The organism is Ramlibacter henchirensis (assembly GCF_004682015.1).
Taxonomy (GTDB): Bacteria; Pseudomonadota; Gammaproteobacteria; order Burkholderiales; family Burkholderiaceae_C; genus Ramlibacter; species Ramlibacter henchirensis.
The window spans coordinates 1,288,378-1,314,082 of record NZ_SMLM01000001.1 but is presented as its reverse complement, the minus strand read 5'-3'; the positions used below and the strand labels follow the sequence as shown (position 1 = coordinate 1,314,082).

Sequence of the window (25,705 nt, the reverse complement as noted above, 5' to 3'; positions counted from 1 at the left end):
ACGCGGCGGTGCGGCAATCGAAGCCTGTTGACAGGAGGCTTCGATGAAGAGAACCGTTTTGCTGCTGGCCGCCGTGTGCGGCGCATCCGCCCTGGCGGGCTGCGTCGGATTCGTGCCGGTGCCGGCCGGGCCGGTGGAGGTGCAGGGCGCCTATCACCACCATCCGGGGCCGCCGCGGCACATGCGTGACCGCGACGGGGACGGCGTGCCGAACCGCTACGACCGGCGGCCGGGCAACCCATATCGTTATTGAGCGGCTGTGAAGCTCCCTCTCCCTCTGGGAGAGGGTTGGGGTGAGGGCACGCACGTCGCCTGAACCCGCACTGCGCTTCGATGGAGCCGCGAGCGTGCCCCCACCCTGCCCTCCCCCGGCGGGGGAGGGAAAAGAAGGCTTACTGGGGTTCCAGCCCCACCTTCTTCACCAGCGCCGCGTACTTCGCCAGCTCGCGGCGGAAAGCGGCCTGCGCCTCCTCGGGGCTGCTGATGTTGATGCTGTTGCCCTGCTTGGCCATCGCGTCCTTGACGGTCGGGTCGTTGAAGGCGGTCACCACCGCTTCGTGCACCTTCTTCACCTGCGCAGCGGGCAGTCCCTTGGGCCCGATCACGGCGAACCAGGCTTCGACCGCGAAGTTCGACAGGCCCTGTTCGGCGAAAGTCGGGATGTCCGGCGCGGCGGGCGTGCGCTGCGGCGTGAGGGTGCCGATCGCCTTGAGGGCGCCTTTCTGGATGTGCTGCTGAACGCTGGGGAGCGCGGCGACGGCGAAATCGATCTGGCCGCCCAGCAGGTCGGTGACCATCGGGCCCACGCCCTTGTAGGGGATGTGCTTGGCCTTCGCGCCGGCGGCTTCGAGGTACAGCTCGGCGGCCAGGTGCAGGATGGTGCCGTTGCCGCCCGAGGCGAAGTTGTAGTCGCCGGGCTTGGCCTTGAGCAGCGCGACGAACTCCTTGTGGTTGCCCGCGTTCATGCGCGAGGGGTTAGCCACCAGCACCATGGGCGTCGCTCCGACCACCGCGATCGGGGTGAAGTCGTTCGGCATGTCGAACGGCAGCGACTTGAGCACGCTCGGGAAGATCACCACGTTGTTCGACACCACCGACAGCGTGTTGCCGTCCGGGGCCGAGCGGGCCAGCGTCTGCAGGCCCACCACGCCCCCGGCGCCGGGCTGGTTCTCCACCACCACGTTGGCGTTCAGCGCCTTGGCCATCGCCGGCTGGGCCGCGCGCGTGATCGCATCCACGCCCGAACCGGTGGCGTTGGGCAGGACGAACCGGACGGTGCCCGACTGCGCATGGGCGGCCAGCGGCCACAGGCCGGCGCCGAACGTTGCGGCGGCGGCGCCCAGCACCGTGCGCCGCGAAGGATGGGAAGGAAAGCTCATGCTCTTGTCTCCAGGGTGAAGTTGATCGGTGTGCTGGATTGTCGCCTCAGGCCACCACGTGCTTGCCGCGCAGCGCGGCGATGTCGCCCTCGCCGTAGCCCAGCCCGCGCAGCAGTTCTTCGGTGTGCTCGCCCATGCGCGGCGGATGCAGGCGCACGCCCAGGCGATGACCTTCCATGGTGATCGGGCACAGCGTGGCCTTGGCGGTCTCGCCGGCCCTGGGGCCGTCGGTCAGCCGAACGTCGGCCAGCCCGCCGGTGGCCAGCAGGTGCGGATCGTCGAACAGTTCCTCGGGCTTGCGGATCGGCGCGAACGGCAGGCCGTGGCGCTCGAAGATGTCGGCGAGCTCGGCAGCCGACCAGGCCGCGAGCCGCTCGCGCAGCACCGGCAGCAGGCGCGGCCGCTGGCGCACGCGGTCGTTGTTGGTGGCGTAGGCCGGGTCATCGAGCAGGTCCTTGAAGCCGAGCGCGTTGCAGAAGACCTTCCATTGCGCGTCGCTCACGGCGGCCAGGAAGATCTGCTCGCCGTGCTTCACCGTGAACACGTCGTACACCGCCCAAGCCGAGATGCGGTCGGGCATCGGCGCCGCGGGCTGGCCCGTGATGGCGTACTGCAGCATGTGCTGACCGACCAGGAACACGTTGTTCTCGAACAGCGCGCTCTGCACCTCTTGCCCGCGGCCCGTGATGCCACGTTGGACCAGAGCGCCGAGCGCCCCGATCGCGCCGAACATGCCGCCCATGATGTCGTTGACGCTGGTGCCCGCGCGCAGCGGGTCGCCGGGGCGGCCCGTCATGTAGGCGAGGCCGCCCATCATCTGCACCACTTCGTCGAGCGCCGTCCGGTGCTCGTAGGGGCCGGGCAGGAATCCCTTCATGCCGATGTAGATCAGCCGCGGGTTGTCCTTCGACAGGCTGGCGTAGTCCAGCCCGTACTTGTTCATCGTGTTGGGCTTGAAGTTCTCCGCCACCACGTCGGCCGTGGCGCACAGGCGCCGGGCGATCTCGGCCCCCTCGGCGCTGCGCAGGTCCAGCGCGATGCTCTTCTTGTTGCGGTTGAACATGGGGAAGAAGCCCGCGCCGGCGCCCAGCAGGTGCCGCGTGCGGTCGCCGTCGATCGGCTCGACCTTGATCACTTCGGCGCCCATGTCGGCGAGCACCATGCCGCAGGTGGGGCCCATCACCATGTGGGTGAACTCGACGACGCGCAGACCGGCCAGGGGCTGCGGGGGCTGGGACTGGCCGCTCATGCCGCCACCTCTTCGCGCATCGTCTTCGGCAGGCCGGCGCGCCAGAGCGATCCGTGCAGCGGCTCGCCTTCCAGCCAGCGCGCGAGCTTGCCGCGCAACGCCAGCAGCGCATCGAAATCCAGCCCGGTGCTGATGCCCATGCTCGCAAGCATGTAAGCCAGGTCCTCGGTGGCGACGTTGCCGCTCGCCCCGGGGGCGTGCGGGCAGCCGCCGATGCCGCCCAGGCAAGCATCGAACCGCCGGATGCCCAGCCGCAACGCCGCATAGCAGTTGGCCAGGCCCAGGCCTCGCGTGTCGTGGAAATGCGCGGTGTCCAAGCGGTCGCCGGCAAGGCGCAGCACCTGCTCGAACAGGCGGCTCACCATCGCCGGGTCCGCATAGCCCACCGTGTCGGCGAGGCTCACCCTGTCGGCGCCCGCAGCGAGCACCGCCGCCACGAGATCGACGACGTCGGCCGCACGCACTTCGCCCTGGATCGTGCAGCCGAACGCGGTGCTGATGCCGACCTCCAGCAGTGTGCGCGACCCGGCCGCGTCGCGTGCGGCGCGGATGCGGCCGATCTCCGCCACCACGTCCTGCGGGGCCTTGCGCAGGTTGGCGAGGCTGTGCGCGTGGCTGGCCGAGATCGGCACCAGGATCGCGTGCGCTTCCTCGGCGATCGCGCGCTCGGCGCCTCTCAGGTTGGGCACGAGCACGGAGGCCACCACGCCAGGCAGCGTCTTCGCGAACGCGAGGACTTCGGCGGTGTCGGCCAGTTGCGGCAGCAGGCGCGCAGGCACGAAGGAACCCACTTCCAGCTCGCGCTCACCGGCCGCGTACGCGTCACGCACCCACTCGAGCTTGGCTTCGGTGAGCACGGTGCGCGGGATGATCTGCAGGCCATCGCGCAGTCCCACTTCGCGGATGACGACCTGCGCGGGCAGGCCGTCGGGTGTCAGGGGTTGGTCGTTCATGGAGCGGAGTTTAGAATTTCCGGATCGACACGGCATCTCCATCTGAGAAGCCCAACGTTCCCGTCCGGAACACCTCAAAAACAGCCGAGTGCGCGACCTCGACCTCACCACCCTGCGCCTGTTCGTCTCCGTCTGCGAGGCGGGCAACATCGCACGCGCGGGCGAGCGGGCCAACATCGTGGGCTCGGCCATCAGCAAGCGCCTGGCCCAGCTGGAGGACCAGCTCGGCACCGCGCTGCTCGTGCGCAAGCGCCACGGCGTGGTGCCCACCGCGGCCGGCCACACGCTGCTGGAGCATGCGCGCGCCATGCTCGACAGCGCCACGCGCATCGAGCACGACATGCAGAACTACGCGGGCGGCGCGCGCGGGCAGGTGCGCATCCTCGCGTCGGTGTCGGCGATGACGGAGTCCCTGGCCGATGACGTGGCGGCGTTCCTGCGTCAGCCCGCGCACCGGGACATCCAGGTGGACATGGAAGAGCGCGTCAGCCCGGAGATCGTGCGCGGCGTGCGCGAGGGGCTTGCGTCGCTCGGGGTCTGCTGGGATGCGGCCGAGCTCGGCACGCTGCAATCGCGGCCCTATCGCAGCGACCGCCTGTGCATCGTCGTGCCGCCGGGACATCCGTTGGCCGCGCGCAAGTCGCTGCGCTTCGAGCAGACGCTGGACTTCGAACACGTGAGCCTGCCGGTCAACAGCGCCGTGCAGGTGATGCTGCAGCGCCAGGCCGCACGGCTGGGCCGGCCGCTGAGGCACCGGGTGATCGTCACCAACTTCGAGGCTGCGCTGCGCGTGGTGCGAGCCGGGCTGGCGATCAGCCTTGTGCCGCGCGAAGTCACCGAACTGCAGACCGCGGCCTACGGGCTGCGCACCATTCCGCTGGCCGAGCCCTGGGCCGAACGGCGGTTCATCATCTGTTTCCGCGACGCGAATTCGCTGTCGCCCGCAGCCCAGCTGCTGGTGGAGCACCTCGCGTCGCGAGGCGACACGACATGAATCCAGAACTTCTCGACCTGGGGCCGCAGCCCCGCATCCTGTTCCTCTCCGGGGACCCGTCCATCGTCTCGCGCCAGCTCGCGGGAGAGCGCGTTTCGCGCGCGGAGGCCGGCGCGCTGCGGCAGGACGTCTCGACCGACGAGATCACGCCGGTGGCGCTGCTCTCGTACTACGACGATCGCCTCGCCCGCTTTCCGTACGTGGGGCTCAAGTGCGGTGACCAGCTGCCGGTCGCGCCTGGTTCGGTGCAGGCCGGGGGCTTTCGCGTCACGGTCGGCGGGCGACGCTACGGCAAGGGCTCATCGCGCGAACACAGCCCGGCGGCCGAGCGGCTCGCGGGCATCCGGCTGGTGATCGCGGAGAGCTTCGAGCGCATCTATCGGCAGAACGCGGACAACATCGGGCTGTTCACTTCGACGGACTTCGGGCTGCTGGAGCGCATCGAGCGAGGCGAGCCGATCCAGGTGGAGGAACTGCTGCGGGATCGCGAGCCTCTGGCCGCGGCGATCCTTCGCAGCGGCGGCTTGCTGCGCTTCGGGCAGCAGCACCTGCAAGCCGCGCGCGGCGCTGCGTCGGCACTGCAACGGCCGATGACGCTGTACGAGAAGATCGTGCAACGGCACCTGCTGTCGACCGCCGTCACGCCCAACGACCCCCAGCCGGGCGACGGCTGCTTCCTGCGGGCCGACTGGCGTTTCATCCACGAGTACTACACGGGCATGGCGGCCCACCTGCTGGACGCCACGTTTGGCCCGCAGCTAAAGCTGCACGAGCCGGAATCGATCGTCGTCTTCGAGGACCACACCTCCTACGTGGAGGAAAGCCCGGCGCACCTGAAAGCGGGCCTGGTGCCCAACATGCGCGCGATGCAGCAGGCCCAGCGCGACTTCGTGCAGCGGCATGCGCTGCGCTGCCACCGAACGCTGACCGACGCCGAAGCGGCCCAGGATGACGGCACCAACGTCGCCGGCATCTCGCATGCGATGGTGGCCGAGCACTACGCGCTGCCCGGCCAGCTGGTGGCGGGCACGGACTCGCATACGCCGCACAGCGGCGCGCTGGGCTGCGTCGCCTTCGGGGTGGGTACCACCGACATGGCCAACGCGTTCGCCACGGGCGCGGTGCGGATGACGCTGGGCGCCGTGTTGCGCGTGCAGCTGGATGGCCGGCTGCCGGCGGGCGTGACGGCCAAGGACCTGGTGCTGCACCTGCTGGCGCTGCCGGAGATCCGCGCGGGCGGGGGTGTCGGCAAGGTGTTCGAGTTCGGCGGCGAGGCGGTGCGGGCGCTGTCCACCGACGAGCGCGCGACGCTCACCAACATGACGGCGGAGCTGGGCGGGCTGACGGGGATCGTCGAACCGGACGAGGAGACGGTTCGATTCCTGAAGGAGCGGCGGGGCGTGGACTTCACGCTCGAAGCCTGGATGCGCAGCGACCCGGGCGCCGTGTATGCCGGTCGGCTGCGGGTGGATTGCAGCGCCTTGTCGCCGATGGTGGCGTCGCCCGGCGATCCCGGCAACGGCGTCGCCTTGGACGATCTGCCGCAGCGGGTGGGCGTGGACATCGCTTATGGCGGCTCGTGCACCGCCGGCAAGCGCGAGGACTTCGACCATTACCACGAGGTGCTGGCATGGGGCCTCTCCCACGGGCTCAAGGTGCCGCCGAACGTGCAGCTGTTCCTGCAGTACGGCACGACGGCCGTGCGCGACTACTGCATCGAGCGTGGTTACGACCGCGTGTTCGCCGCGGCCGGCGCGCGGATCCTGCAGCCCTCGTGCGGCGCGTGTGCCAATTGCGGGCCAGGGTCTTCGGTCGACGCCGGGCAGGTGACCGTGAGCGCGATCAACCGCAACTTCCCCGGACGCTCCGGCCCCGGCCAGGTGTGGCTCGCGAGCCCGCCCACCGTGATGGCCAGCGCGCTGGCCGGGGAGTTGTGTTCTTTCGAGGCGCTGAAGAGCAGGCGAGCCGCTGCCTGAGCTTGAACCCCGGCGGGTCAGCGCCTACCTTGGGCGACCCAACCTTCAGGAGAGCCGCCATGTCCACGTACATCGCATTGGCCAAGTTCACGGATCAGGGCCTCAAGGGCGTGAAGGAGACCGTGAAGCGGGCCGATGCCGCTCGTGAAACGGCATCGAAGTACGGCGTGCAGATGAAGGACATCTACTGGACGCTTGGCGAGTACGACATCGTCATCCTGCTCGACGCCAAGGACGACGCCTCGCTGACGGCGTTCAATCTCGCGCTGAGCTCGATGGGAAACGTGAAGTTCCAGACGATGAAGGCGTTCACGCGGGATGAGACGGAGGCGATGCTGGGCAGGATCAAGTAGCTCGCGGCGCGGATGGTGCCGAGAAGCCTTACTGCGTGCATCCGATGACCTAGGTCTTTCAAAAGGAAGAAGCCCGCGGAAACGATGGGCGTGGCCGGATTCACCGGCGCGTTCATTGACCTTTCCGAGGCTTCTTCCCATGCTGCTGCGACCCACCAGCCTTCGAGCGCGACGCGCCTGGATCGCGTTCACGTTCGCCACCGTGTTTCTTTCCGCCTGCGGCGGCAGCGGCGGCGACACCGTTGCCGGGCCGGGCCCGGCGCCTTCTCCGCCCGCGCTTCCGATCGACCCGCCCGCTCTGCCACCGCCCGTTGCGCCGCCTCCGGGAGTGCGCGGACCGATCACGTACCAGGCAGCGCATCTCGTGCTGGGGCAGGCCGATGCGAGTGGCGGCGCCGCGAACCGCGGAGGCAGTCCCTCCGCGCAAACGCTCTTCTTCCCCGGTGGAATGGCCATCACGCCAGACGGCGGCTTCCTCGTTGCGGACACCAACAACAACCGCATCCTCTTCTTCGATCAGGTACCCACAGAGTCCGGACACGCGGCGGTGGGCATCCTCGGACAGGACACACCCCAAGGCTCCTCGCCATCGGTCTCGCTGACCGGCCTCAACAGGCCGCTGGGAATCGCCATCGGAGCGGGGAAGATGGCCGTGGCCGACAAAGATGCGCGGCGTGTGCTGATCTACGACGCCAGATTCGCCCCCGGGGCGATGCCGCTGCCGCAGGTGGTCATCGGACAGGTGAACTTCGACCAATTCGTCGGCTCGTGCAGCGTGAGTGAGGAGCGCGCCGGCATGCGGGCCCCCGATTCAGTCTGGATCACGCCCCAAGGGAAGCTGATCGTGTCAGACCCGGCGAACAACCGCGTCCTGATCTGGGACGCCGTTCCTACCACACAGGCCGAAGCGGCGAGCCCGAGGCTGGTCATCGGCCAGTTCGACATGGCTCACTGCGCCGAGAACGACGACAACCACAACCATGTGCCCGACACGATCAACGGCGAGCGGGTCGCGACCGCGCGAACGCTTTCAGAACCGGCCGGTGTGTGGAGCGACGACCGTCTGCTTGTTATCGCGGACAGGCGCAACAATCGCGTGCTGATCTGGACGGATTTCCCGCAGGACAACTTCGAAGAAGCGGACATCGTGCTCGGCCACGACAGCTTCTCGAACACGGCCTACAACAGCGAGATCGATGCCGACGGGTCAAGCTTCACGCCCACGGCCAAGACGTTGTTCAGCCCCACTGGCGTTCACTCGGATGGCACCAGCCTGGCGGTCGTGGACCGGTCCAACAACCGGGTGCTGATCTGGAACGAGTTCCCCAGCCGCAGCGGTCAGCAGGCGGACGTGATCCTCGGCCATGCGGACGCAGGCGCGGCCGTCACGAACGATTCCAACGGGGATCGAGTGACGGACGTGCCCACCGCGCAGGTCCTGAACTTCCCGCGGCAAGTACTTCTGACACCGACGGCGGTCTATGTTTCGGACCGGGCGCACAACCGCGTGCTGGTCTTCCGCCGATGAAGACTGACCGGATCGCAGGGGTTCGAGCCGCTTGCGCGGCTCTCTTTTTCCGCGCGCTTTTAACCGTGCATCGGCGCCGGCGTCACTTCCCAGTGCTGCAGCACCCTCTCATGGCTGTCCACGCTCTCCAGCCGCACGCGGAACCCCCACAGGCGCGCCACGTGCTTGACCACTTCCTCGGCGGTGTTGTCCAGCGGCCGGTCGTTGTGGCGGGTGTGGCGCAAGGTCAGTGAACGGTCGCCGCGCAGGTTGACGTTCCAGACCTGGATGTTGGGCTCGCGCCAGTTCAGGTCGTATTGCTTCGAAAGCGCCTCGCGCACGCGGCGGTAGCCCATGTCGTCGTGGATGGCGGAGACCTCCAGCTCGCGCTGAGAAGCGTCGTCCACGATGGAGAAGAGCCGGAACTCGCGCATCAGCCGGGGCGACAGGAACTGGCCGACGAAGCTCTCGTCCTTGAAGTGCCGCATCGCGTAGTCGAGCGTCTTGAGCCACTCGCCGCTGCCGGCGAAGTCGGGGAACCACTCCTTGTCCTCGGGCGTGGGGTCGTTGCAGATGCGCTTGAGGTCGCTGAACATCGCGAAGCCGAGCGCATACGGGTTGATGCCCGAATAGCGCGGATCGGTCACCGGCGGCTGGAACACCACGTTCGTGTGCGACGACAGGCATTCGATCATGAAGCCGTCGGCCAGCTGGCCTTCGTCGTACATGGTGTTGAGCAGCGTGTAGTGCCAGAAGGTGGCCCAACCCTCGTTCATCACCTGGGTCTGGCGCTGCGGATAGAAGTACTGCGCGATCTTGCGGACGATGCGCACCACCTCACGTTGCCACGGCTCCAGCAGGGGCGCGTTCTTCTCGATGAAGTAGAGCAGGTTCTCCTGCGGTTCCTCCGGATAACGCTTGTGCTCCTTCTTCTGCTGCTTGCCGGGCACGCGCGGCAGCGTGCGCCACAGGTCGTTGACCTGCTGCTGGAGGTAGGCCTCGCGCTCCTTGCGGCGCTGCTCCTCCTCGACCATGCTGATCTTCTGCGGCCGGCGGTAGCGGTCGACGCCGTAGTTCATCAGCGCATGGCAGGCGTCGAGCACCTCCTCCACCGCTTCCAGGCCATGCCGCTCCTCGCACTCCGCGATGTAGCTCTTGGCGTAGACCAGGTAGTCGATGATGGACGAGGCGTCCGTCCACATCTTGAAGAGGTAGTTGCCCTTGAAGAACGAGTTGTGGCCGAAGCAGGCATGCGCCATCACCAGCGCCTGCATGGGGAGCGTGTTCTCCTCCATGAGGTAGGCGATGCACGGGTCGGAGTTGATGACGATCTCGTACGCCAGGCCCATGTGGCCGCGGCGGTAGTTCTTCTCGCTGGCGATGAACTGCTTGCCGAACGACCAGTGCCGGTAGTTCACCGGCATGCCCACCGAGGCGTAGGCGTCGAGCATCTGCTCGGCCGAGATCACCTCGAGCTGCACCGGATAGGTGTCGAGCTTGTACCGCTCGGCCGTGCGGCGGATGGCGTCGAAGTACTCCTCGATCAGCTCGAAAGTCCAGTCGGAAGCGCTGGGCAGCCGGTTGGCGCCGCGCACGGGCGGTTCGCCCAAGAGAGCGCTCATGGCGTAGCCCCCACGGGGTTCTTCTTGAACAGGTCGCGGAACACCGGAAAGATCTGCGCCGGCGTCACGATCTTCTGCATCGCGAAGTTGACATTGGAGTCGCGCACGCGGGTGTATTCCTCCCAGAGGTTCTGGTCCTCGTCGGCCACCTGCACGTACGCGAAGTAGCGGCACAGCGGCAGCAGCTTGCCGTCGAGGAGCTCGCGGCACTTGGACGAGTCCTGCTGCCAGTTGTCGCCGTCGGAAGCCTGGGCGCCGTAGATGTTCCACTCGCTGCCCATGTAGCGCTCGCGGATGATCTCGTGCATCAGCGTCAGCGCGCTGGATACCACCGTGCCGCCGGATTCAGTGGCGTGGAAGAACTCGTCCTCCGGCACCTCGGCGGCCTGGGTGTGGTGGCGGATGAAGATCACGTCGGTCTGCTTGTAGTGCCGCGTGAGGAACAGGTACAGCAGGATGAAGAAGCGCTTGGCCAGGTCCTTGCGCGCTTCGTCCATCGAGCCGGAGACGTCCATCAGGCAGAACATCACGGCCTTGCTGGTGGGCAGCGGCTCGCGAACGCGGTTGCGGTAGCGCAGGTCGAACGGGTCAAGGAAGGGCACGCGCTTGAGGCGCTGGCGGAGTTCCTCGATCTCGGCCTTGAGGGCGGCGATCTCGGCCTTCGGCGTGTCGGCCCGGGCTTCGATGACCTTCAGGTGTTCTTCGGCCCGGCGCAGCTGGCGGCGCGCGTCGCCGCCCATGGCGATGCGGCGGGCCAGGCCGGTGCGCATCGAACGCACGACGTGCAGGCTGGTGGGATTGCCTTCCGAGATGAAGCCGGCGCGGCGGGTCTTCCACTCCGGCGCATCCGCCAGCAGCTGCGTGCGGATCAACCGCGGCAGCGCCAGGTCGTCGAAGAAGTAGTTCATGAACTCCTCCCGCGTGATGCGGAAGGTGAAGTCGTCCTCGCTGGTGCCGTCGGGCGATGCGCCGCTGCCGCCGCCACCGCCCCCGCCGCCGCGCGGGCGCGGGATGCGGTCGCCGCGAACGTACTCCTGGTTGCCCGGGTGCACCATCTCGCGGCTGCCGCCCGGGCCGTGGTTGAACACGGGCTCCGAGACGTCGCGGCGCGGCAGGCTGATGTCGGCGCCGTCTTCAATGTTGTGGATGCTGCGGTCGCCGACCGCCTTGCGCACCGCGTCCCGGATCTGCTCGCGGTAGCGGCGCAGGAACCTCTCCCGGTTGCCGATGGACTTGTTCTTGCCCGACAGCCGCCGGTCGATGACTTGGTGAAGCGCCGAGCGCTCCGTTCGGTTGTTGGAGGCCACGGGCGGTACAGCTTCCTCTTGTCTAGGCCATGGTTGTCACGAGCTCTTGCGCACCCGCAGGTACCACTCGCACAGCAGGCGCACCTGGCGATGCGTGTAGCCCTTCTCGACCATGCGGTTGACGAAGTCCTCGTGCTTCTTCTGCTCGTCGGCGCTGGCCTTGGCATTGAAGCTGATCACCGGCAGCAGGTCCTCGGTATTCGAGAACATCTTCTTCTCGATGACGGTGCGAAGCTTCTCGTAGCTGGTCCACACCGGGTTCTTGCCGGCGTTGTTGGCGCGCGCGCGCAGCACGAAGTTGACGATCTCGTTGCGGAAGTCCTTGGGGTTGGACAGACCGGCGGGCTTCTCGATCTTCTCCAGTTCCGCGTTGAGGGCGGCGCGGTCGAAGATCTCGCCGGTGTCCGTGTCGCGGTATTCCTGGTCCTGGATCCAGAAGTCAGCGTACGTGACGTAGCGGTCGAAGATGTTCTGGCCGTATTCCGAATACGACTCTAGGTACGCGGTCTGGATCTCCTTGCCGATGAACTCCGCATAGCGGGCCGACAGGTGCTCCTTGATGTACGACAGGTACTTCTGCTCGACCTCCGGCGGAAACTGCTCGCGCTCGATCTGCTGCTCCAGCACGTACATCAGGTGCACCGGGTTGGCGGCGATCTCGTTGGAGTCGAAGTTGAAGACCTTGGACAGGATCTTGAACGCGAAGCGCGTGGAGATGCCCGTCATGCCCTCGTCGACCCCCGCGTAGTCGCGGTACTCCTGGTAGCTCTTGGCCTTGGGGTCGGTGTCCTTCAGGTTCTCACCGTCGTAGATCAGCATCTTGGAGAAGATGCTGCTGTTCTCCGGCTCCTTCAGGCGCGTGAGCACCGAGAACTGCGCCATCATCTTCAGCGTGCCGGGGGAGCACACCGCGTCCTTGAGCGAGGAGTTGCGGATCAACTTCTCGTAGATCTTCATTTCCTCGGTCACGCGCAGGCAGTACGGCACCTTGACGATGTAGATGCGGTCGAGGAACGCCTCGTTGTTCTTATTGTTCTTGAACGCCTTCCACTCGCTCTCGTTGGAGTGGGCCATGACGATGCCGTCGAACGGGATCGCGCCGAAGCCTTCCGTGCCCTTGAAGTTGCCTTCCTGCGTGGCCGTCAGCAGCGGATGCAGCACCTTGATCGGCGCCTTGAACATCTCGACGAATTCCAGCAGGCCCTGGTTGGCCAGGCACAGGCCGCCGGAGTAGCTGTAGGCGTCCGGGTCGTCCTGCGCGTAGGTCTCCAGCTTGCGGATGTCGATCTTGCCGACCAGCGAGCTGATGTCCTGGTTGTTCTCGTCGCCCGGTTCGGTCTTGGCGATGCCGATCTGCTTGAGGATCGACGGGTAGCGCTTGACGACGCGGAACTTGCGGATGTCGCCGCCGAATTCCTCCAGCCGCTTGACCGCCCACGGCGACATGATGCGCTGCGTGTAGCGGCGCGGGATGCTGAACTGCTGCTCCAGGATGGGCGCGTCCTCGTCGTTGTTGAACAGGCCCAGCGGCGACTCGTTCACAGGCGAGCCCTTGATCGAGTAGAACGGCACCTGCTCCATCAGCTGCTTGAGGCGCTCGGCGATGGAGGACTTGCCGCCGCCCACCGGGCCCAGCAGGTAGAGGATCTGCTTCTTCTCTTCCAGGCCCTGCGCGGCATGGCGGAAGTGCGAGACCACCTGCTCGATCGGCTCTTCCAGTCCGTAGAAATCCTTGAAGGCCGGATAGATGCGAACCATCTTGTTGCCGAAGATGCGCGACAGGCGCGGATCGTGGCGGGTGTCGATCATCTCCGGCTCGCCGATCGCGGCCAGCATGCGCTCGGCGGCGGTGGCGTAGACCAGCCTGTCCTTCTTGCACAGCTCGAGGTAATCCTCAAGCGACATTTCTTCCTCGCGGGTCTGCTCGTACCGCGCCAGGAAATTGCGAACCACATCCATGAGAACTCCTTCGGTTTCGCTCGGCTCCAGCCTTGCTCCGCCCACTGATGTCCGCTTCCACTTTAGCGCCTAACCCCCGCTGAGGCACCGTGGAGCTGTAGGCAAAGAACGGACTTCACTGTAGGTGAACCGTAGAGAAAAATGAAGCGGAAAAAGTTTCTAGGGGATTGCTCTGTGCACCGCGCGCGACGAGGGCGCAACAGCTTCGCGTCGACACGTAAAGCCGCTTGCGCGAGCGAGGTTTTTGCGGCACTTTGCGCGCCGCGCAGCGTGTCTCGTGCGCAGCGAAAAACAGTGTTTCAGGCAACACGGATCGGCGGCGGCGCGGTCCCGGTGCGTTGCGCACCGCACGCAGCCTGGGCGGCACCGGAACCCGCACCGCGGTCAGGCGAATCCGAGCAGCCGCACCGCGTTGCCCTTGAGGATTCCGGGCATCACCTCGGGCTTGAAGCCGGCGTCCTCGAAGTCCTTCATCCAGCGGTCCGGCGTGATCAGCGGGTAGTCGCTGCCGAACAGGATGCGGTCCTTCAGCAGCGTGTTGGCGTACTGCACCAGCTGCTTCGGGAAGTACTTGGGGCTCCAGCCCGAGAGGTCGATCCACACGTTCGGCTTGTGCGTCGCCACCGAGAGCGCCTCGTCCTGCCACGGGAAGCTGGGATGCGCCATGACGATTTGCATGTCCGGGAAGTCGATCGCCACGTCGTCCAGGTGGATCGGATTGCTGTACTCCAGCCGCAGGCCGCCGCCGCATCGCATGCCCGATCCGATGCCGCTGTGGCCCGTGTGGAAGATCGTCGGCATCTTGTGCGCGTTGATCACCTCGTAGATCGGCCAGGCCATGCGGTCGTACGGGTGGTAGCCCTGCACGGTGGGATGGAACTTGAAGCCCTTGACGCCATGCTCCTTGATCAGGCGTTCGGCCTCGCGCGCGCCCATCTTCCCCTTGTGCGGGTCGATGCTGGCGAAGCAGACCATCATGTCGCTGTTCTCGTTGGCCGCCTGCGCGATCTCCTCGTTCGGGATGCGGCGGCGGCCCAGGTTGGACTCGCTGTCGACCGTGAACATGACCAGGCCGATCTTCCGCTCGCGGTAGTACGCGATCGTCTCGGCGATGGTGGGGCGGCGCGCGTTCCTGAAGTACTTGTCCGCCGCGCGGTCGTACTCCTCGCCGTAGTTGTCGAAGGGGTTCCAGCAGCTGACTTCCGCGTGCGTGTGCACGTCGATGGCGATGAGGTTGGCGTGGTCCATGTCGGTCTCCGGGATCAGGGTTTACCCCGTCGTGAAAGGCTTGTTTTGATTATTGCCCATAACCAATAATCCGCCCTTAACTTGCGCTCTCCGGACGCATCATGAACTCCCAAGACCTCCAGATCGAGCACCGCGGCGAAGTGGCCGTCGTGCGCCTGAACCGTGGCGCCAAGCGCAACGCCCTCAACGACGGCCTCATCCTGGCCATACGCGACGCCTTCGAAAGCCTGCCCGACGGCATCCGCGCCGCCGTGCTCGACGGTTCCGGCGACCACTTCTGCGCCGGGCTCGACCTGTCCGAGCTGCAGGAGCGCGACGCCGGCGCCGGCATGCACCACTCGCGCATGTGGCACGCCGCGCTGGAAGAGGTGCAGTTCGGCCCCGTGCCCGTCGTGGCCGCGCTGCATGGCGCGGTGGTCGGCGGCGGCCTCGAGCTCGCCGCGGCCTGCCACGTCCGGGTGGCTGACGAGACGACCTTCTACGCGCTGCCCGAGGGTTCGCGCGGCATCTTCGTGGGCGGCGGCGGATCGGTCCGCATCCCGCGGCTGATCGGCGTCGCCCGCATGGCCGACATGATGTTGACCGGCCGCGTCTACAACGCCCAGGACGGCGAGCGCGCCGGCTTCGCCCAGTACCTCGTGCCGCAGGGCCAGTCGTTCGCCAAGGCGATGGAGCTGGCCGGGCGAATCGCGCAGAACGCGCCGCTGACCAACTACGCGCTGATGCACGCGCTGCCCCGCATCGCCGAGCAGCCGGCCGACCAGGGCTACCTCACCGAAGCGCTGATGTCCGCCATCGCCCAGAGCGCGCCCGAGGCCAAGGAGCGCGTGCGCGCCTTCCTGGAAGGCCGGGCCGGCAAGGTGAGCAAGGGGTGAGCGGGGCGATGGACATGGGCGCCCCGCCCCGCTACCGGCCCCTGACGTTCGGCGTCACCCGGGCGGACATCCGCACCACCGCCGAGGGCGTGCAGTACGTGCGCGCCGAGCTCGACCTGCAGCCCTGCGCCACCCGCATGACGGACAAGCTGGTGCACTGGGCCACCTCCGATCCCGGCCGCCTGTTCATGGCGCGCCGCGAGAAGCGCGCGGACGGTAGCACCGGCGACTGGCAGCGGATCACCTACGGCGAAGCGCTGCGCGCCGCCCGCAGCATCGGCCAGGCGCTGCTCGACCGCGGCCTTTCGCCCGAGCGGCCGGTCGCCATCCTCAGCGAGAACAGCCTCGAGCACGCGCTGCTGGCGCTCGGCTGCGTCTACGCCGGCATCCCCTACTGCCCGGTCTCGCCCGCGTATTCGACCGTCAGCCAGGACTACGACAAGCTGCGGCACGTGCTGGACACGCTGACGCCCGGCCTCGTCTTCGCCACGGAGGGCTCGCGCTATGCCAAGGCGATCGCGGCCGCCGTCAAGCCCGACACCGAAGTCGTGCTGGCCCAGGGCGAAGTGCCCGGCCGCACCGTCACGCGCTGGTCGCAGCTGCTCGAAACCGCGCCCACGCCCGCGGTCGACGCAGCCATGCAGGCCACCGGTCCGCAGACGATTACGAAGTTCCTGTTCACCTCGGGCTCGACCAAGCTGCCCAAGGCCGTGATCAACACCCACGGCATGTGGTGCGCCAACCAGCAGCAGATGCGCCAGTCGATGCCGGTGCTGGCCGAGCAGCCGCCGGTGCTGGTGGACTGGCTGCCCTGGAACCACACCTTCGGCGGCAACCACAACGTCGGCCTGGTGCTCTACAACGGCGGCTCGCTCTACATCGACGACGGCAAGCCCACGCCCGCGCTGATGGGCGAGACGCTGCGCAACCTGCGCGAGGTGGCGCCCACCATCTACTTCAACGTGCCCACCGGCTTCGAAGCCCTGGCGCACGCGATGAAGGCCGATCCGGTGCTGCGCCGCAACCTGCTGTCGCGCGTGCGCATGTTCTTCTATTCCGGCGCGGCGCTCGCGCAGCCGGTCTGGGACCTGCTGCACGAGGTGCAGGAAGCCGAGATCGGCGAGCGCATCGTGATGGGCACCGGCCTGGGCATGACCGAGTCGTCGCCCTTCGCCATCTTCATCACCAACCCGCAGGTCAAGTCCGGCCACCTGGGCCTGCCCTGCCCGGGCATGGAGCTCAAGCTGGTGCCCACTGAGGGCAAGGTCGAGGTCCGCTACAAGGGCCCGAACGTCACGCCGGGCTACTGGCGCTCGCCCGATGCGACGGCCGAGGCGTTCGACGAGGAAGGGTTCTTCCGAACCGGCGACGCCGTGCAGTGGATCGATGAGGGCAATCCGAACCTCGGCCTGCGCTTCGACGGCCGCATCGCCGAGGACTTCAAGCTGGCCACCGGCACCTTCGTCAGCGTCGGCCCGCTGCGCGCGAAGATCATCGCGGCCGGCGCGCCCTTCGTGCAGGACGCGGTCATCACCGGGCTCAACCGCCAGGAAGTCGGCGCGCTCGTCATCCCCACGGCTGCCGTGCGCAAGCTCGCCGGCCTGCCGGACAACGCGCCCATGCAGTCGGTGCTGGAGAGCACCCCCGTGCAAGCCCACTTCCAGAAGGTCGGGAACGAGCTGGCGGCGCAGGGCACGGGCAGCGCCAACCGCGTCGCGCGGCTGCACCTGATGCACGAGGCGCCTTCGATCGACAAGGGCGAGGTCACCGACAAGGGCTCGATCAACCAGCGCGCGGTGCTCAAGCACCGCGACGCTCTGGTGCAGGCCTTCCATGACGACGCCCTGCCCTTCACCCTCAAGCCTCAAGGAGGCAAGCGATGAACATCCAGGGACAGGCCGCCCTCGTCACGGGCGGCGCCTCGGGCCTCGGCGAAGCCACGGCGCGCGAGCTGGCGCGCCTGGGCGCCAGGGTCGCGGTGCTGGACGTCAACCTCGACCTGGCGCAGAAGGTCGCCGCCGAGATCGGCGGCGTGGCGTACCAATGCGACATCACGAACGCGCAGAGCGTGCAGGACGCGCTGGCCAAGGCGGCGCAGGCGCACGGCCCGGCGCGCATCTGCATGAACATCGCCGGCATCGGCACCGCCAAGCGAGTGGTGCAGAAGGACGGCAGCGCGGCGCCGCTGGAAGACTTCGCGCGCGTGGTCAACATCAACCTGGTCGGCACCTACAACGTCAGCCGCCTGTTCGCCGCCGAGTGCGCGAAGCTGCCGCAGCTGGACGACGGCGAGCGCGGCGTGATGCTCTTCACCGCATCCGTGGCCGCATTCGACGGCCAGGTGGGCCAGCAGGCCTACAGCGCGTCCAAGGGCGGGCTGGTGGGCATGACGCTGCCGATGGCGCGCGACCTCGCGCAGCACGGCATCCGCGTGTGCACCATCGCGCCGGGCCTGTTCTCCACGCCACTCATGCGCCAGCTGCCCGAGCCGGTGCAGCAGTCGCTGGCCGCGTCGATCCCGTTCCCGCCGAGGCTGGGCAAACCCGAGGAGTTCGCGCAGCTCGCCTGCCATATCGTCACCAACACGCACCTCAACGGCGAGGTGATCCGCCTCGACGGCGCCCTGCGCATGGCGCCCCGCTGAAGCGCCGGCCTTTTCTTTTCAACAGGAGACACACCCACATGAAGTTCACACGCACCCTGGTCACGGCCGCCGTGACGCTGCTGGCCGCCGGCGCGGCGCTGGCCGACATCAACATCGGCGTGAGCCTCTCGCTCACCGGCCCCGGCTCGGGCCTCGGCATCCCGATGCAGAACCAGTTCAAGCTGTTCCCCAAGGAGATCGCGGGCGAGAAGGTCAACCTGATCGTCCTGGACGACGCGTCGGACCCCGGAAAGGGCGTGAGCAACGCCCGCCGCTTCGTCACCGAGGACAAGGTCGACCTGATCATCGGTTCCTCCCTGACGCCCGTCGCGGGCGCCATGACGCCGGTAGCGACCGAAGCCAAGACGGTGCAGCTGGCTGCTTCGCCCGTGGGCGGCGACAGCCCATGGCTGTTCCGCCTGCCGCAAGGCAACGACGTGATGGCGTACGCCATGGTGGAGCACATGAAGAAGCAGAAGGTCAAGTCGATCGGCTTCCTCGGCTACACCGACGCTTACGGCGAACTGTGGCTCAAGGCGATCACGCCGCTGGCCGAGAAGGCCGGCATGAAGATCGTCGCCGCCGAACGTTTCGCGCGCACCGACACCAGCGTCACGCCGCAGGCGCTGAAGCTGGTCTCGTCCAACCCGGACGCCATCCTGGTCGTCGCCTCCGGATCGGGCGCAGCGATGCCGCAGATGGCCCTGACCGAGCGCGGCTACAAGGGCAAGATCTACCAGACGCACGCCGCCGCCACCGCCGACCTGATGCGCATCGGCGGCAAGGCCGTGGAAGGCACCTACGTGGTGTCCGGCCCGGCCATGGTGGGACACCAGCTGCCCGACGGCCATCCGTCCAAGAAGGCGGCCATCGACTTCTTCACCAGCTACGAGAAGAACTTCGGCCCGCCCAACCAGTTCGCCGGCCACAGCTACGACGCCGCCATCGCGCTGAACAAGGCCGTGCCGATCGCGCTCAAGAAGGGCAAGCCGGGCACGCCGGAGTTCCGCGCCGGCCTGCGCGAGGCCTTCGAGACCATGGGCCGCACCGTGTTCGCGCACGGCGTGATGAACTGGACCAAGGACGACCACTGGGGCTACACGAACGAGACGGGCGTGATGCTGAAGGTGGCGGACGGGAAGTTCGTCGTCGAGAAATAAGAAGAGCCAGGAAGACTCCCTCCCGCGCTGGGGGGAGGGCTGGGGTGGGGGCACGTGCGGCGCGCAGATCAAGCGCTCCGTATGACCGAACCGCGTGCGTGCCCCCACCCTGCCCTCCCCCGGCGGGGGAGGGAAAAGACAGAAAACGATGGATCTCTCGATAGCCGGCATCCTCGCCCTGGACGGCCTCACCAACGGGGCCGTCTACGCGCTGCTGGCGCTGGCCACGGTGCTGCTGTTCGCCGTGACGCGTGTCATCTTCATTCCCCAGGGCGAGTTCGTCGCGTTCGGCGCGCTCACGCTGGCCCTGCTGCAAGCCGGCAAGGTGCCCGGCACGGTGTGGTTCCTGCTGGCGCTGGCCATCGCCGCGGCCGTGTCCGACGTCTACAACGGCGTGCGGCACCACCAGCCTGCCGCGCGCATCGGCAAGCAGGTGCTGCGCACGCTCGGCGTGCCGGTGGTCGTCTCCCTCATCGCCCTCTGGGCCGCGCCCAGGGGCTTTCCCCTCGTCGTGCAGGCCCTGCTCACGCTGGCGCTGGTCACGCCGTTCGGCACGCTGATCTACCGGCTCGCGTACGAGAAGCTGGCCGACGCCAGCGTGCTGGTGCTGCTCATCGTCTCGGTCGGCGTGCACTTCGCGCTCGTCGGCCTGGGCCTGTACTTCTTCGGCGCCGAAGGCTTCCGCAACCCCAGCTTCTGGAGCGAGCGCTTCTCGGCCGGCCCGCTCACGCTGAACGGGCAGACCGTCATCATCTTCGCCGCCTCGCTCGCCCTGATCGTGCTGCTCTGGCTCTATTTCGAGAAGACGCTGTCCGGCAAGGCGCTGCGGGCCACCGCGGTCAATCGTCTCGGCGCGCGCCTGATGGGCATTTCCTCCAACCACGCCGGGCGCCTGGCGTTCACGATGGCGGCCTTCATCGGCGCTCTGTCCGGCCTGCTGATCGGGCCGACCACGACGATCTTCTACGACAGCGGCTTCATCATCGGCCTCAAGGGCTTCGTCGCCGCGGTGTTCGCCGGTCTCTCCAGCTATCCGCTGGCGCTGGTGGGCGCGCTGGCCGTGGGCCTGCTCGAGAGCTTCGGCTCTTTCTGGGCCAGCGCCTTCAAGGAAGTGATCGTGTTCTCCTCGATCCTGCCGGTGCTGCTCTGGCGTTCGCTGCGCGACCCGCACGGGGAAGAGCACTGATGACGAACGTCCAGCGTTTCGCCTTCCCGGCCTTCGCCGCGCTGATGCTGCTGCTGCCGGCCCTGCCGGTGCCGGACTTCTGGATCACCCAAAGCAACTACATCGGCATGTACGCGCTGGTGGCGCTCGGCCTGGTGCTGCTCACCGGCGTGGCCGGCCTCACCTCGTTCGGCCAGGCCGCGTTCGTCGGCGTCGGCGCCTATTCCGCGGCCTTCCTTGCGGTGAAGATGTCCGGCTCGCCCTGGCTGGCGCTGCTGATCGGCGTCGGCCTGGCGGTCGCCGCGGCGGTGGTGCTGGGCGCGATCACGCTGCGCATGTCGGGGCACTACCTGCCGCTGGCCACCATCGCGTGGGGCCTGGCGCTGAACTACACCATGGCCAACATGGACTGGCTGGGCAAGTACGACGGCATCCTGGGCATCCCGACGCTCAAGGTGTTCGGCTACGACCTGGGCACGGGCCGCGGCCTGCACGTGCTGATCTGGGCTTTCGCGTTGCTGGCGGCACTGGCGTCCATGCGGCTGCTGGACTCGCGGCCCGGGCGGGCCATCCGCTCGCTCAAGAGCGGCGCCACGATGGCCGAGGCCATGGGCATCTCCACCTTCCGCGCCAAGCTCACGGTCTTCGTGATCGCGGCCGTGCTCGCGGCCGTCTCGGGCTGGCTGTTCGCGTTCTTCCAACGCACGGTGAACCCGTCGCCCTTCTCCATCGGCAAGGGCATCGAGTACCTGTTCATGGCGGTGCTCGGCGGCGTCGGCCACGTGTGGGGCGCGTTCCTCGGCGCCGGGGTCGTGAGGATCATCGAGGACCAGCTGCAGATCCTGATGCCGCGGCTGATCGGCACCAGCGGGAACTTCGAAACGATCGTGTTCGGCATCGTGCTGGTGGTCGTCCTCAAGTACGCCCCCGACGGGCTCTGGACCTTCGTTTCGCGCCGCCTGCCGCGCGCCGACCGGGTGCGCGACTGGGACGGCGCCGCGCCCCTGCCCGCGCGCGACAAGCCCACGCATGGCGAGTCGCTGCTGCAGGTCGACAAGGTGCGCAAGGAATTCGGCGGCCTGGTGGCGGTGAACGACGTCAGCTTCGAGGTGCGCGCGGGCGAGATCCTCGGCCTGATCGGCCCCAACGGCGCAGGCAAGTCCACCACCTTCAACCTGATCACCGGCGTGCTGACCACGACCGCGGGCCGCGTCCGATTCCGGGGCGAGGACATCACCGGCCTGCCGTCGCGGCAGATCGCGCGACGCGGCATTTCGCGCACCTTCCAGCACGTCAAGATCATTCCGGAGATGACGGTGCTGGAGAACGTCGCGCTCGGCGGCTACCTGCGCGGCAGCAGCGGCACCGTCGGGGCAATGCTGCGGACCGACCGCGCGGAGGAGCGCCGCCTGTTCGCCGAGGCCGAGCGCCAGCTGGCGCGCATCGGCATGGCGGACCGCATGCACGAGATGGCGGGCAATCTCGCGCTCGGGCCGCAGCGCCTGCTGGAGATCGCGCGCGCCCTGTGCAGCGACCCGTCGCTGCTGCTGCTGGACGAGCCGGCCGCCGGCCTGCGCCACAAGGAGAAGCAGGCGCTGGCCGAAGTGCTGCGCCAGCTCAAGGGCGAAGGCATGAGCCTGCTGCTGGTGGAGCACGACATGGAGTTCATCATGGGCCTCACGGACCGCATCGTGGTCATGGAATTCGGCACGCTCCTGATGGAAGGCACGCCCTCCGAGGTCCAGGCCAGCCCCAAGGTGCGCGCCGCCTACCTGGGGACGGAGCACTGATGGCCGGCCCCTTGCTCCAGGTCCAGGACCTTCACGCCGGCTACGGCCGCGCGGAGGTCCTGACCGGCCTGCACTTCGAGCTCGGCGCCGGACAGGTGGTGACGGTCATCGGCCCCAACGGCGCGGGCAAGTCGACCACGCTCAACGCGCTGATGGGCGTGCTGCCTTCGCGCGGACGCATCCTCTTCGACGGCCAGGACGTCTCGGACACCACGCTGGAAGAGCGGGTGATGCTGGGCCTGGCCCTCGTGCCCGAGAAGCGCGAGCTGTTCGGCACCATGGCGGTGGAGGACAACCTCGTGCTCGGGGGCTTCCGCGCGATGAAGATGCGCGTGCCGCGCTGGCGCGATGGGCTGGAGCGCGTCTACGAACTGTTCCCGCGCCTGAAGGAGCGCCGCACGCAGCTGGCCGGCACCCTGTCCGGCGGCGAACGGCAGATGCTGGCCGTGGGCCGCGCGCTGATGTCGCAGCCCAAGCTGCTGATGCTGGACGAGCCCAGCCTGGGTCTCGCGCCGCTGGTCGTGCGCGAGATCTTCCAGATCATCACGCGGCTGCGCGAACAAGGCGTGTCCATCCTGCTCGTCGAGCAGAACGCGCGCGCCGCGCTGGAAGTGGCCGACCACGGCTATGTGCTGGAGACCGGAGAGATCCGGCTGCAGGGCGCCGCCCGCGACTTGGCGGGCGACCCGCGCGTCATCGAAACCTACCTGGGCGCCGGCCGCAGCAACGGCCGCGCCGCTGCCACCCCCATCCATCCACAGGAGACATCCGCATGAGAACCGACCGCCGGCAATTCGTGCAGGCCACGGCCGCCCTGGGCGCCCTGGCCGCCTTCCCGCAAGTGCTGCGCGCGCAGGCGACCACCTTCGACCTGGTGAAGATCATCAACGGCTTCCCGGCCGGTGGCACGGCCGACGCCACCGCCCGCCGTGTCGGAGAACGCATGATCGGAACCCCGTACGCGAAGAACGTCGTGGTCGACAACAAGCCGGGCGCCGGCGGCCGCATCGCCTGCGAGGTGGTCAAGTCCGCGCAGCCGGACGGCTCCACGCTGCTGCTGACGCCCTACTCGATGATGTCGATCTACCCGCACATCTACCGGACGCTCAGCTACGACCCGTTCAAGGACTTCGTGCCGGTGTCGATCGCGGCGATCATGACGCATGCGCTGAGCGTCGGCCCGATGGTGCCGGCCAGCGTGAAGACGGTGAAGGAGTACCTGGCCTGGGCCAAGGCCAATCCGGACAAGGCCAACTACGGTTCGCCCGCCGCCGGCTCGACGCCGCACTTCCTGGGCGCGCTGCTCGGCCTGAACAACAACGTGGACCTGAAGCACGTACCCTACCGCGGCTCCGCGCCCGCGGTGGCCGACATGATCGGCGGCACACTCGCCTCCACCTCCACGCCCACCGGCGACGCGCTGGCCAACCATCGCGCGGGCAAGGTCCGCATCATCGCGACCTCGGGCGCGCAGCGCACGCCCTTCACGCCCGAGGTGGCCACCTATGCGGAGCAGGGCTTCCCCGAGCTCACCACCGAGGAGTGGTTCGGCTTCTACGCGCCCGCGCGCACGCCCGCCAACGTGGTGCAGGCCGCCAACGCCGCGATCAACCAGGCGATCAAGGAGAAGTCCGTGGTCGATTCGCTGGCGCTCATGGGCCTGGTGGCCCGGGCTTCCACGCCCGCCGAGATGGAGAAGAGCCAGCGCGACGAACACACCCGCTGGGGCCCGCTGGTCAAGAAGATCGGCTTCACCGCCGATTCCTGATCCCCGCCACCGCCTCGCCACCGCAATGACCCGAACCTCCTGCCGCACCGCCCTGGGCGCGCTCGCCGCCGCGGCCCTCGCCGCCTGCACGTCCACTCCGCCGCAGGAAGCCGCGCCCGTGGCGCGCGGGCTCGGTGCGGCGAAAGGCGCCGCGCTGCGCAACTGCGCCGAGCTGAAGGCCTTCGCCTTCGAGCAGACCTCCATCGATTCGGCGGCGCCGGTCGCGGCCGGCGCGCAGGTGCAGGGCGGCAAGCCGCTGCCCGCGTACTGCCTCGTGACCGGCTCCATGAACCGGCGCCAGGGCAGCGACGGCCGCGAGTACGCGATCGGCTTCGAGATGCGGCTGCCGCAGGCGTGGAACGGTCGTTTCTACTACCAGGCCAACGGCGGGCTGGACGGCAACGTGGTCCCCGCGCTCGGCGCGTTGGGCGGCGGGCCGGTGACCGGTGCGCTGATGCAGGGCTTCGCCGTGATCAGCTCCAACGCCGGCCACACCGCGGCGCAGACGCCCGTCTTCGGCCTGGAGCCGCAGGCGCGGCTGGATTACGGCTACCAGGCGGTGATGAAGCTCACGCCGATGGCCAAGGCGCTGATCGCGCAGGCCTACGGCAAGGGGCCGGACCGCTCGTACATCGGCGGCTGCTCCAACGGCGGGCGGCATGCGATGGTGGCGGCGGCGCGCCTGGGCGAGCAGTACGACGGCTACCTCGCCGGCGCGCCGGGCTACCGGCTGCCGCACGCGGCCCTCGCGCAGCTCTGGGGCGCGCAGCAGTGGAACCGCATCGCGACGCAAGGCGCGACCACGCGCCACCCGATGAATCCCAACGCCACCATCCCCGACCTGGGCACCGCGTTCACCGCGCGCGAGCGCCAGAGCGTCGCCCAGTCCATCGTGCAGCGCTGCGACGCGCTCGACGGCGCGAGCGACGGCATGGTGCTGGCCACCCAGGCCTGCCAGGCCGCCTTCGACATCCGGCGCGACGTGCCCAGCTGCGGCGCGGCGGGGCGCGACGGCAGCTGCCTCACGCCGGACCAGAAGAGCGTCGTCGCCGCCGTGTTCGCCGGCGCCCGTGCACCCTCGGGCGAGGCGCTCTACAGCCCGTTCCCGTACGACCCCGGTGTCGCAGGCAGCAACTGGGCGACCTGGAAATTCGTCAACCCGCTGGTGCTGGACCCGGTCGCGGTCGGCACCGTGTTCACCGCCCCACCGGCGCCGGTGGACACCCGCAGCGCCGACATCGCCTTCCTGCTGCGCAAGGTGCACGCCGTCGATGGCCCGTACCGCGAATCGGGCGCGCAGCTGATGATGCCGCCCGGCCAGCAGGACCCGCGAAACCTCGCACCGCTGGCCCAGCGCGGGGCGAAGATGGTCCTCTACCACGGCGTGAGCGACCCGGTGTTCTCCGCCGAGGACACGCGCCAGTGGTACGAACGCCTCGATCGCGCCCTGGGCGGCCGCGCCCGCGAGTTCGCGCGCTACTTTCCCGTGCCGGGCATGAACCACTGCAGCGCCGGCCCGGCCGCCGACCAGTTCGACCTGCTCGCGCCGCTGGTGCGCTGGGTGGAGGACGGCGTGCCGCCGCAAGCGGTGACCGCGTCCGTGCGCGGCGAGGGCAACCCGGGTGGCGCCAATGCCGAACTGCCCGCCGGCTGGTCGCCCCAGCGCACGCGGCCGCTGTGCGCGTACCCGACGGTCGCCCGCTACATGGGCATCGGGAGCGTGGAAGACGCGTCCAGCTTCGCCTGCCGCTGAGGA

General features: G+C 68.3%; 21 protein-coding genes. 14 read left to right on the top strand and 7 right to left on the bottom strand.

Annotated features, from left to right (window positions below; translation table 11 throughout):
• The first annotated feature begins 43 nt into the window (after positions 1-43).
• A complete protein-coding gene (locus EZ313_RS06505) occupies positions 44-253 on the top strand; it encodes a hypothetical protein (RefSeq protein ID WP_135262378.1) in 210 nt (69 codons plus the stop codon).
• Positions 254-392: 139 nt separating this feature from the next.
• Here the strand turns inward: EZ313_RS06505 and EZ313_RS06500 are convergent, their stop codons facing one another.
• From EZ313_RS06500 to EZ313_RS06490, 3 genes are read right to left on the bottom strand one after another with little or no spacing between them, the layout of a single operon-like run.
• Positions 393-1,379 carry a Bug family tripartite tricarboxylate transporter substrate binding protein gene (locus EZ313_RS06500; RefSeq protein ID WP_135262377.1) on the bottom strand — a complete coding sequence of 329 codons (987 nt, stop codon included), beginning with the start codon at positions 1,377-1,379 and terminating at the stop codon, positions 393-395.
• 46 nt (positions 1,380-1,425) lie between these two features.
• On the bottom strand, positions 1,426-2,628 hold the full coding sequence (locus tag EZ313_RS06495; protein ID WP_135262376.1) for a CaiB/BaiF CoA transferase family protein: 1,203 nt from the start codon (positions 2,626-2,628) through the stop codon (positions 1,426-1,428).
• The gene (locus EZ313_RS06490; RefSeq protein WP_135262375.1) at positions 2,625-3,581 is read right to left on the bottom strand and encodes a hydroxymethylglutaryl-CoA lyase; all 957 of its coding nucleotides are present in this window, start codon (positions 3,579-3,581) and stop codon (positions 2,625-2,627) included. Before EZ313_RS06490 ends, EZ313_RS06495 begins: the two co-directional genes overlap by 4 nt.
• Positions 3,582-3,669: 88 nt before the next feature.
• Here EZ313_RS06490 and EZ313_RS06485 point away from each other — a divergent pair, with 88 nt between their 5' ends.
• From EZ313_RS06485 to EZ313_RS06470, 4 genes are all read left to right on the top strand, one after another.
• Complete coding sequence (locus EZ313_RS06485) at positions 3,670-4,575, top strand: LysR family transcriptional regulator (RefSeq protein WP_135262374.1); 906 nt, start codon at positions 3,670-3,672, stop codon at positions 4,573-4,575.
• Positions 4,572-6,551, top strand: coding sequence for an aconitase family protein (locus EZ313_RS06480; protein ID WP_135262373.1), 1,980 nt, complete (start codon positions 4,572-4,574; stop codon positions 6,549-6,551). The genes EZ313_RS06485 and EZ313_RS06480 overlap by 4 nt, the downstream gene beginning before the upstream one ends.
• 59 nt (positions 6,552-6,610) lie before the next feature.
• Positions 6,611-6,904, top strand: a complete 294-nt coding sequence (locus EZ313_RS06475) for a GYD domain-containing protein (RefSeq protein WP_135262372.1) — start codon at positions 6,611-6,613, stop codon at positions 6,902-6,904.
• Between the two features lie 139 nt (positions 6,905-7,043).
• Positions 7,044-8,432: an NHL repeat-containing protein gene (locus tag EZ313_RS06470; protein ID WP_135262371.1), complete on the top strand. Its 1,389-nt coding sequence runs from the start codon at positions 7,044-7,046 to the stop codon at positions 8,430-8,432.
• A gap of 59 nt (positions 8,433-8,491) precedes the next feature.
• Here the strand turns inward: EZ313_RS06470 and EZ313_RS06465 are convergent, their stop codons facing one another.
• From EZ313_RS06465 to EZ313_RS06450, 4 genes are all read right to left on the bottom strand, one after another.
• Positions 8,492-10,033: a SpoVR family protein gene (locus EZ313_RS06465; RefSeq protein ID WP_135262370.1), complete on the bottom strand. Its 1,542-nt coding sequence runs from the start codon at positions 10,031-10,033 to the stop codon at positions 8,492-8,494.
• Positions 10,030-11,340, bottom strand: a complete 1,311-nt coding sequence (locus EZ313_RS06460) for a YeaH/YhbH family protein (protein ID WP_135262369.1) — start codon at positions 11,338-11,340, stop codon at positions 10,030-10,032. Before EZ313_RS06460 ends, EZ313_RS06465 begins: the two co-directional genes overlap by 4 nt.
• Before the next feature lie 36 nt (positions 11,341-11,376).
• Positions 11,377-13,299: a PrkA family serine protein kinase gene (locus tag EZ313_RS06455; protein WP_135262368.1), complete on the bottom strand. Its 1,923-nt coding sequence runs from the start codon at positions 13,297-13,299 to the stop codon at positions 11,377-11,379.
• Positions 13,300-13,683: 384 nt separating this feature from the next.
• Positions 13,684-14,547 (bottom strand): amidohydrolase family protein, encoded by an 864-nt coding sequence (locus EZ313_RS06450; protein ID WP_135262367.1) that lies wholly within the window; start codon positions 14,545-14,547, stop codon positions 13,684-13,686.
• A 101-nt stretch (positions 14,548-14,648) separates the two neighbouring features.
• On the opposite strand from EZ313_RS06450, the gene EZ313_RS06445 reads away from it, so the two are divergent.
• The 9 genes from EZ313_RS06445 to EZ313_RS06405 all read left to right on the top strand — a co-directional run bounded on the left by EZ313_RS06445 (position 14,649) and on the right by EZ313_RS06405 (position 25,702).
• Positions 14,649-15,422 carry a crotonase/enoyl-CoA hydratase family protein gene (locus tag EZ313_RS06445; RefSeq protein WP_135262366.1) on the top strand — a complete coding sequence of 258 codons (774 nt, stop codon included), beginning with the start codon at positions 14,649-14,651 and terminating at the stop codon, positions 15,420-15,422.
• A 14-nt stretch (positions 15,423-15,436) separates the two neighbouring features.
• On the top strand, positions 15,437-17,305 hold the full coding sequence (locus tag EZ313_RS06440) for a feruloyl-CoA synthase (RefSeq protein WP_135263588.1): 1,869 nt from the start codon (positions 15,437-15,439) through the stop codon (positions 17,303-17,305).
• The gene (locus tag EZ313_RS06435) at positions 17,302-18,066 is read left to right on the top strand and encodes an SDR family NAD(P)-dependent oxidoreductase (RefSeq protein ID WP_135262365.1); all 765 of its coding nucleotides are present in this window, start codon (positions 17,302-17,304) and stop codon (positions 18,064-18,066) included. The genes EZ313_RS06440 and EZ313_RS06435 overlap by 4 nt, the downstream gene beginning before the upstream one ends.
• A 38-nt stretch (positions 18,067-18,104) precedes the next feature.
• Positions 18,105-19,226: an ABC transporter substrate-binding protein gene (locus tag EZ313_RS06430; protein ID WP_135262364.1), complete on the top strand. Its 1,122-nt coding sequence runs from the start codon at positions 18,105-18,107 to the stop codon at positions 19,224-19,226.
• 148 nt (positions 19,227-19,374) lie between these two features.
• Positions 19,375-20,412 carry a branched-chain amino acid ABC transporter permease gene (locus EZ313_RS06425; RefSeq protein ID WP_135262363.1) on the top strand — a complete coding sequence of 346 codons (1,038 nt, stop codon included), beginning with the start codon at positions 19,375-19,377 and terminating at the stop codon, positions 20,410-20,412.
• Positions 20,412-22,181: a branched-chain amino acid ABC transporter ATP-binding protein/permease gene (locus EZ313_RS06420; RefSeq protein WP_135262362.1), complete on the top strand. Its 1,770-nt coding sequence runs from the start codon at positions 20,412-20,414 to the stop codon at positions 22,179-22,181. The genes EZ313_RS06425 and EZ313_RS06420 overlap by 1 nt, the downstream gene beginning before the upstream one ends.
• On the top strand, positions 22,181-22,957 hold the full coding sequence (locus EZ313_RS06415; protein WP_135262361.1) for an ABC transporter ATP-binding protein: 777 nt from the start codon (positions 22,181-22,183) through the stop codon (positions 22,955-22,957). Before EZ313_RS06420 ends, EZ313_RS06415 begins: the two co-directional genes overlap by 1 nt.
• Entirely contained in the window at positions 22,954-23,949 is a 996-nt protein-coding gene (locus EZ313_RS06410; RefSeq protein ID WP_135262360.1) for a Bug family tripartite tricarboxylate transporter substrate binding protein, read from the top strand. Before EZ313_RS06415 ends, EZ313_RS06410 begins: the two co-directional genes overlap by 4 nt.
• Positions 23,950-23,974: 25 nt before the next feature.
• Positions 23,975-25,702 carry a tannase/feruloyl esterase family alpha/beta hydrolase gene (locus EZ313_RS06405; protein ID WP_135262359.1) on the top strand — a complete coding sequence of 576 codons (1,728 nt, stop codon included), beginning with the start codon at positions 23,975-23,977 and terminating at the stop codon, positions 25,700-25,702.
• The last annotated feature ends 3 nt before the right edge of the window (positions 25,703-25,705 follow it).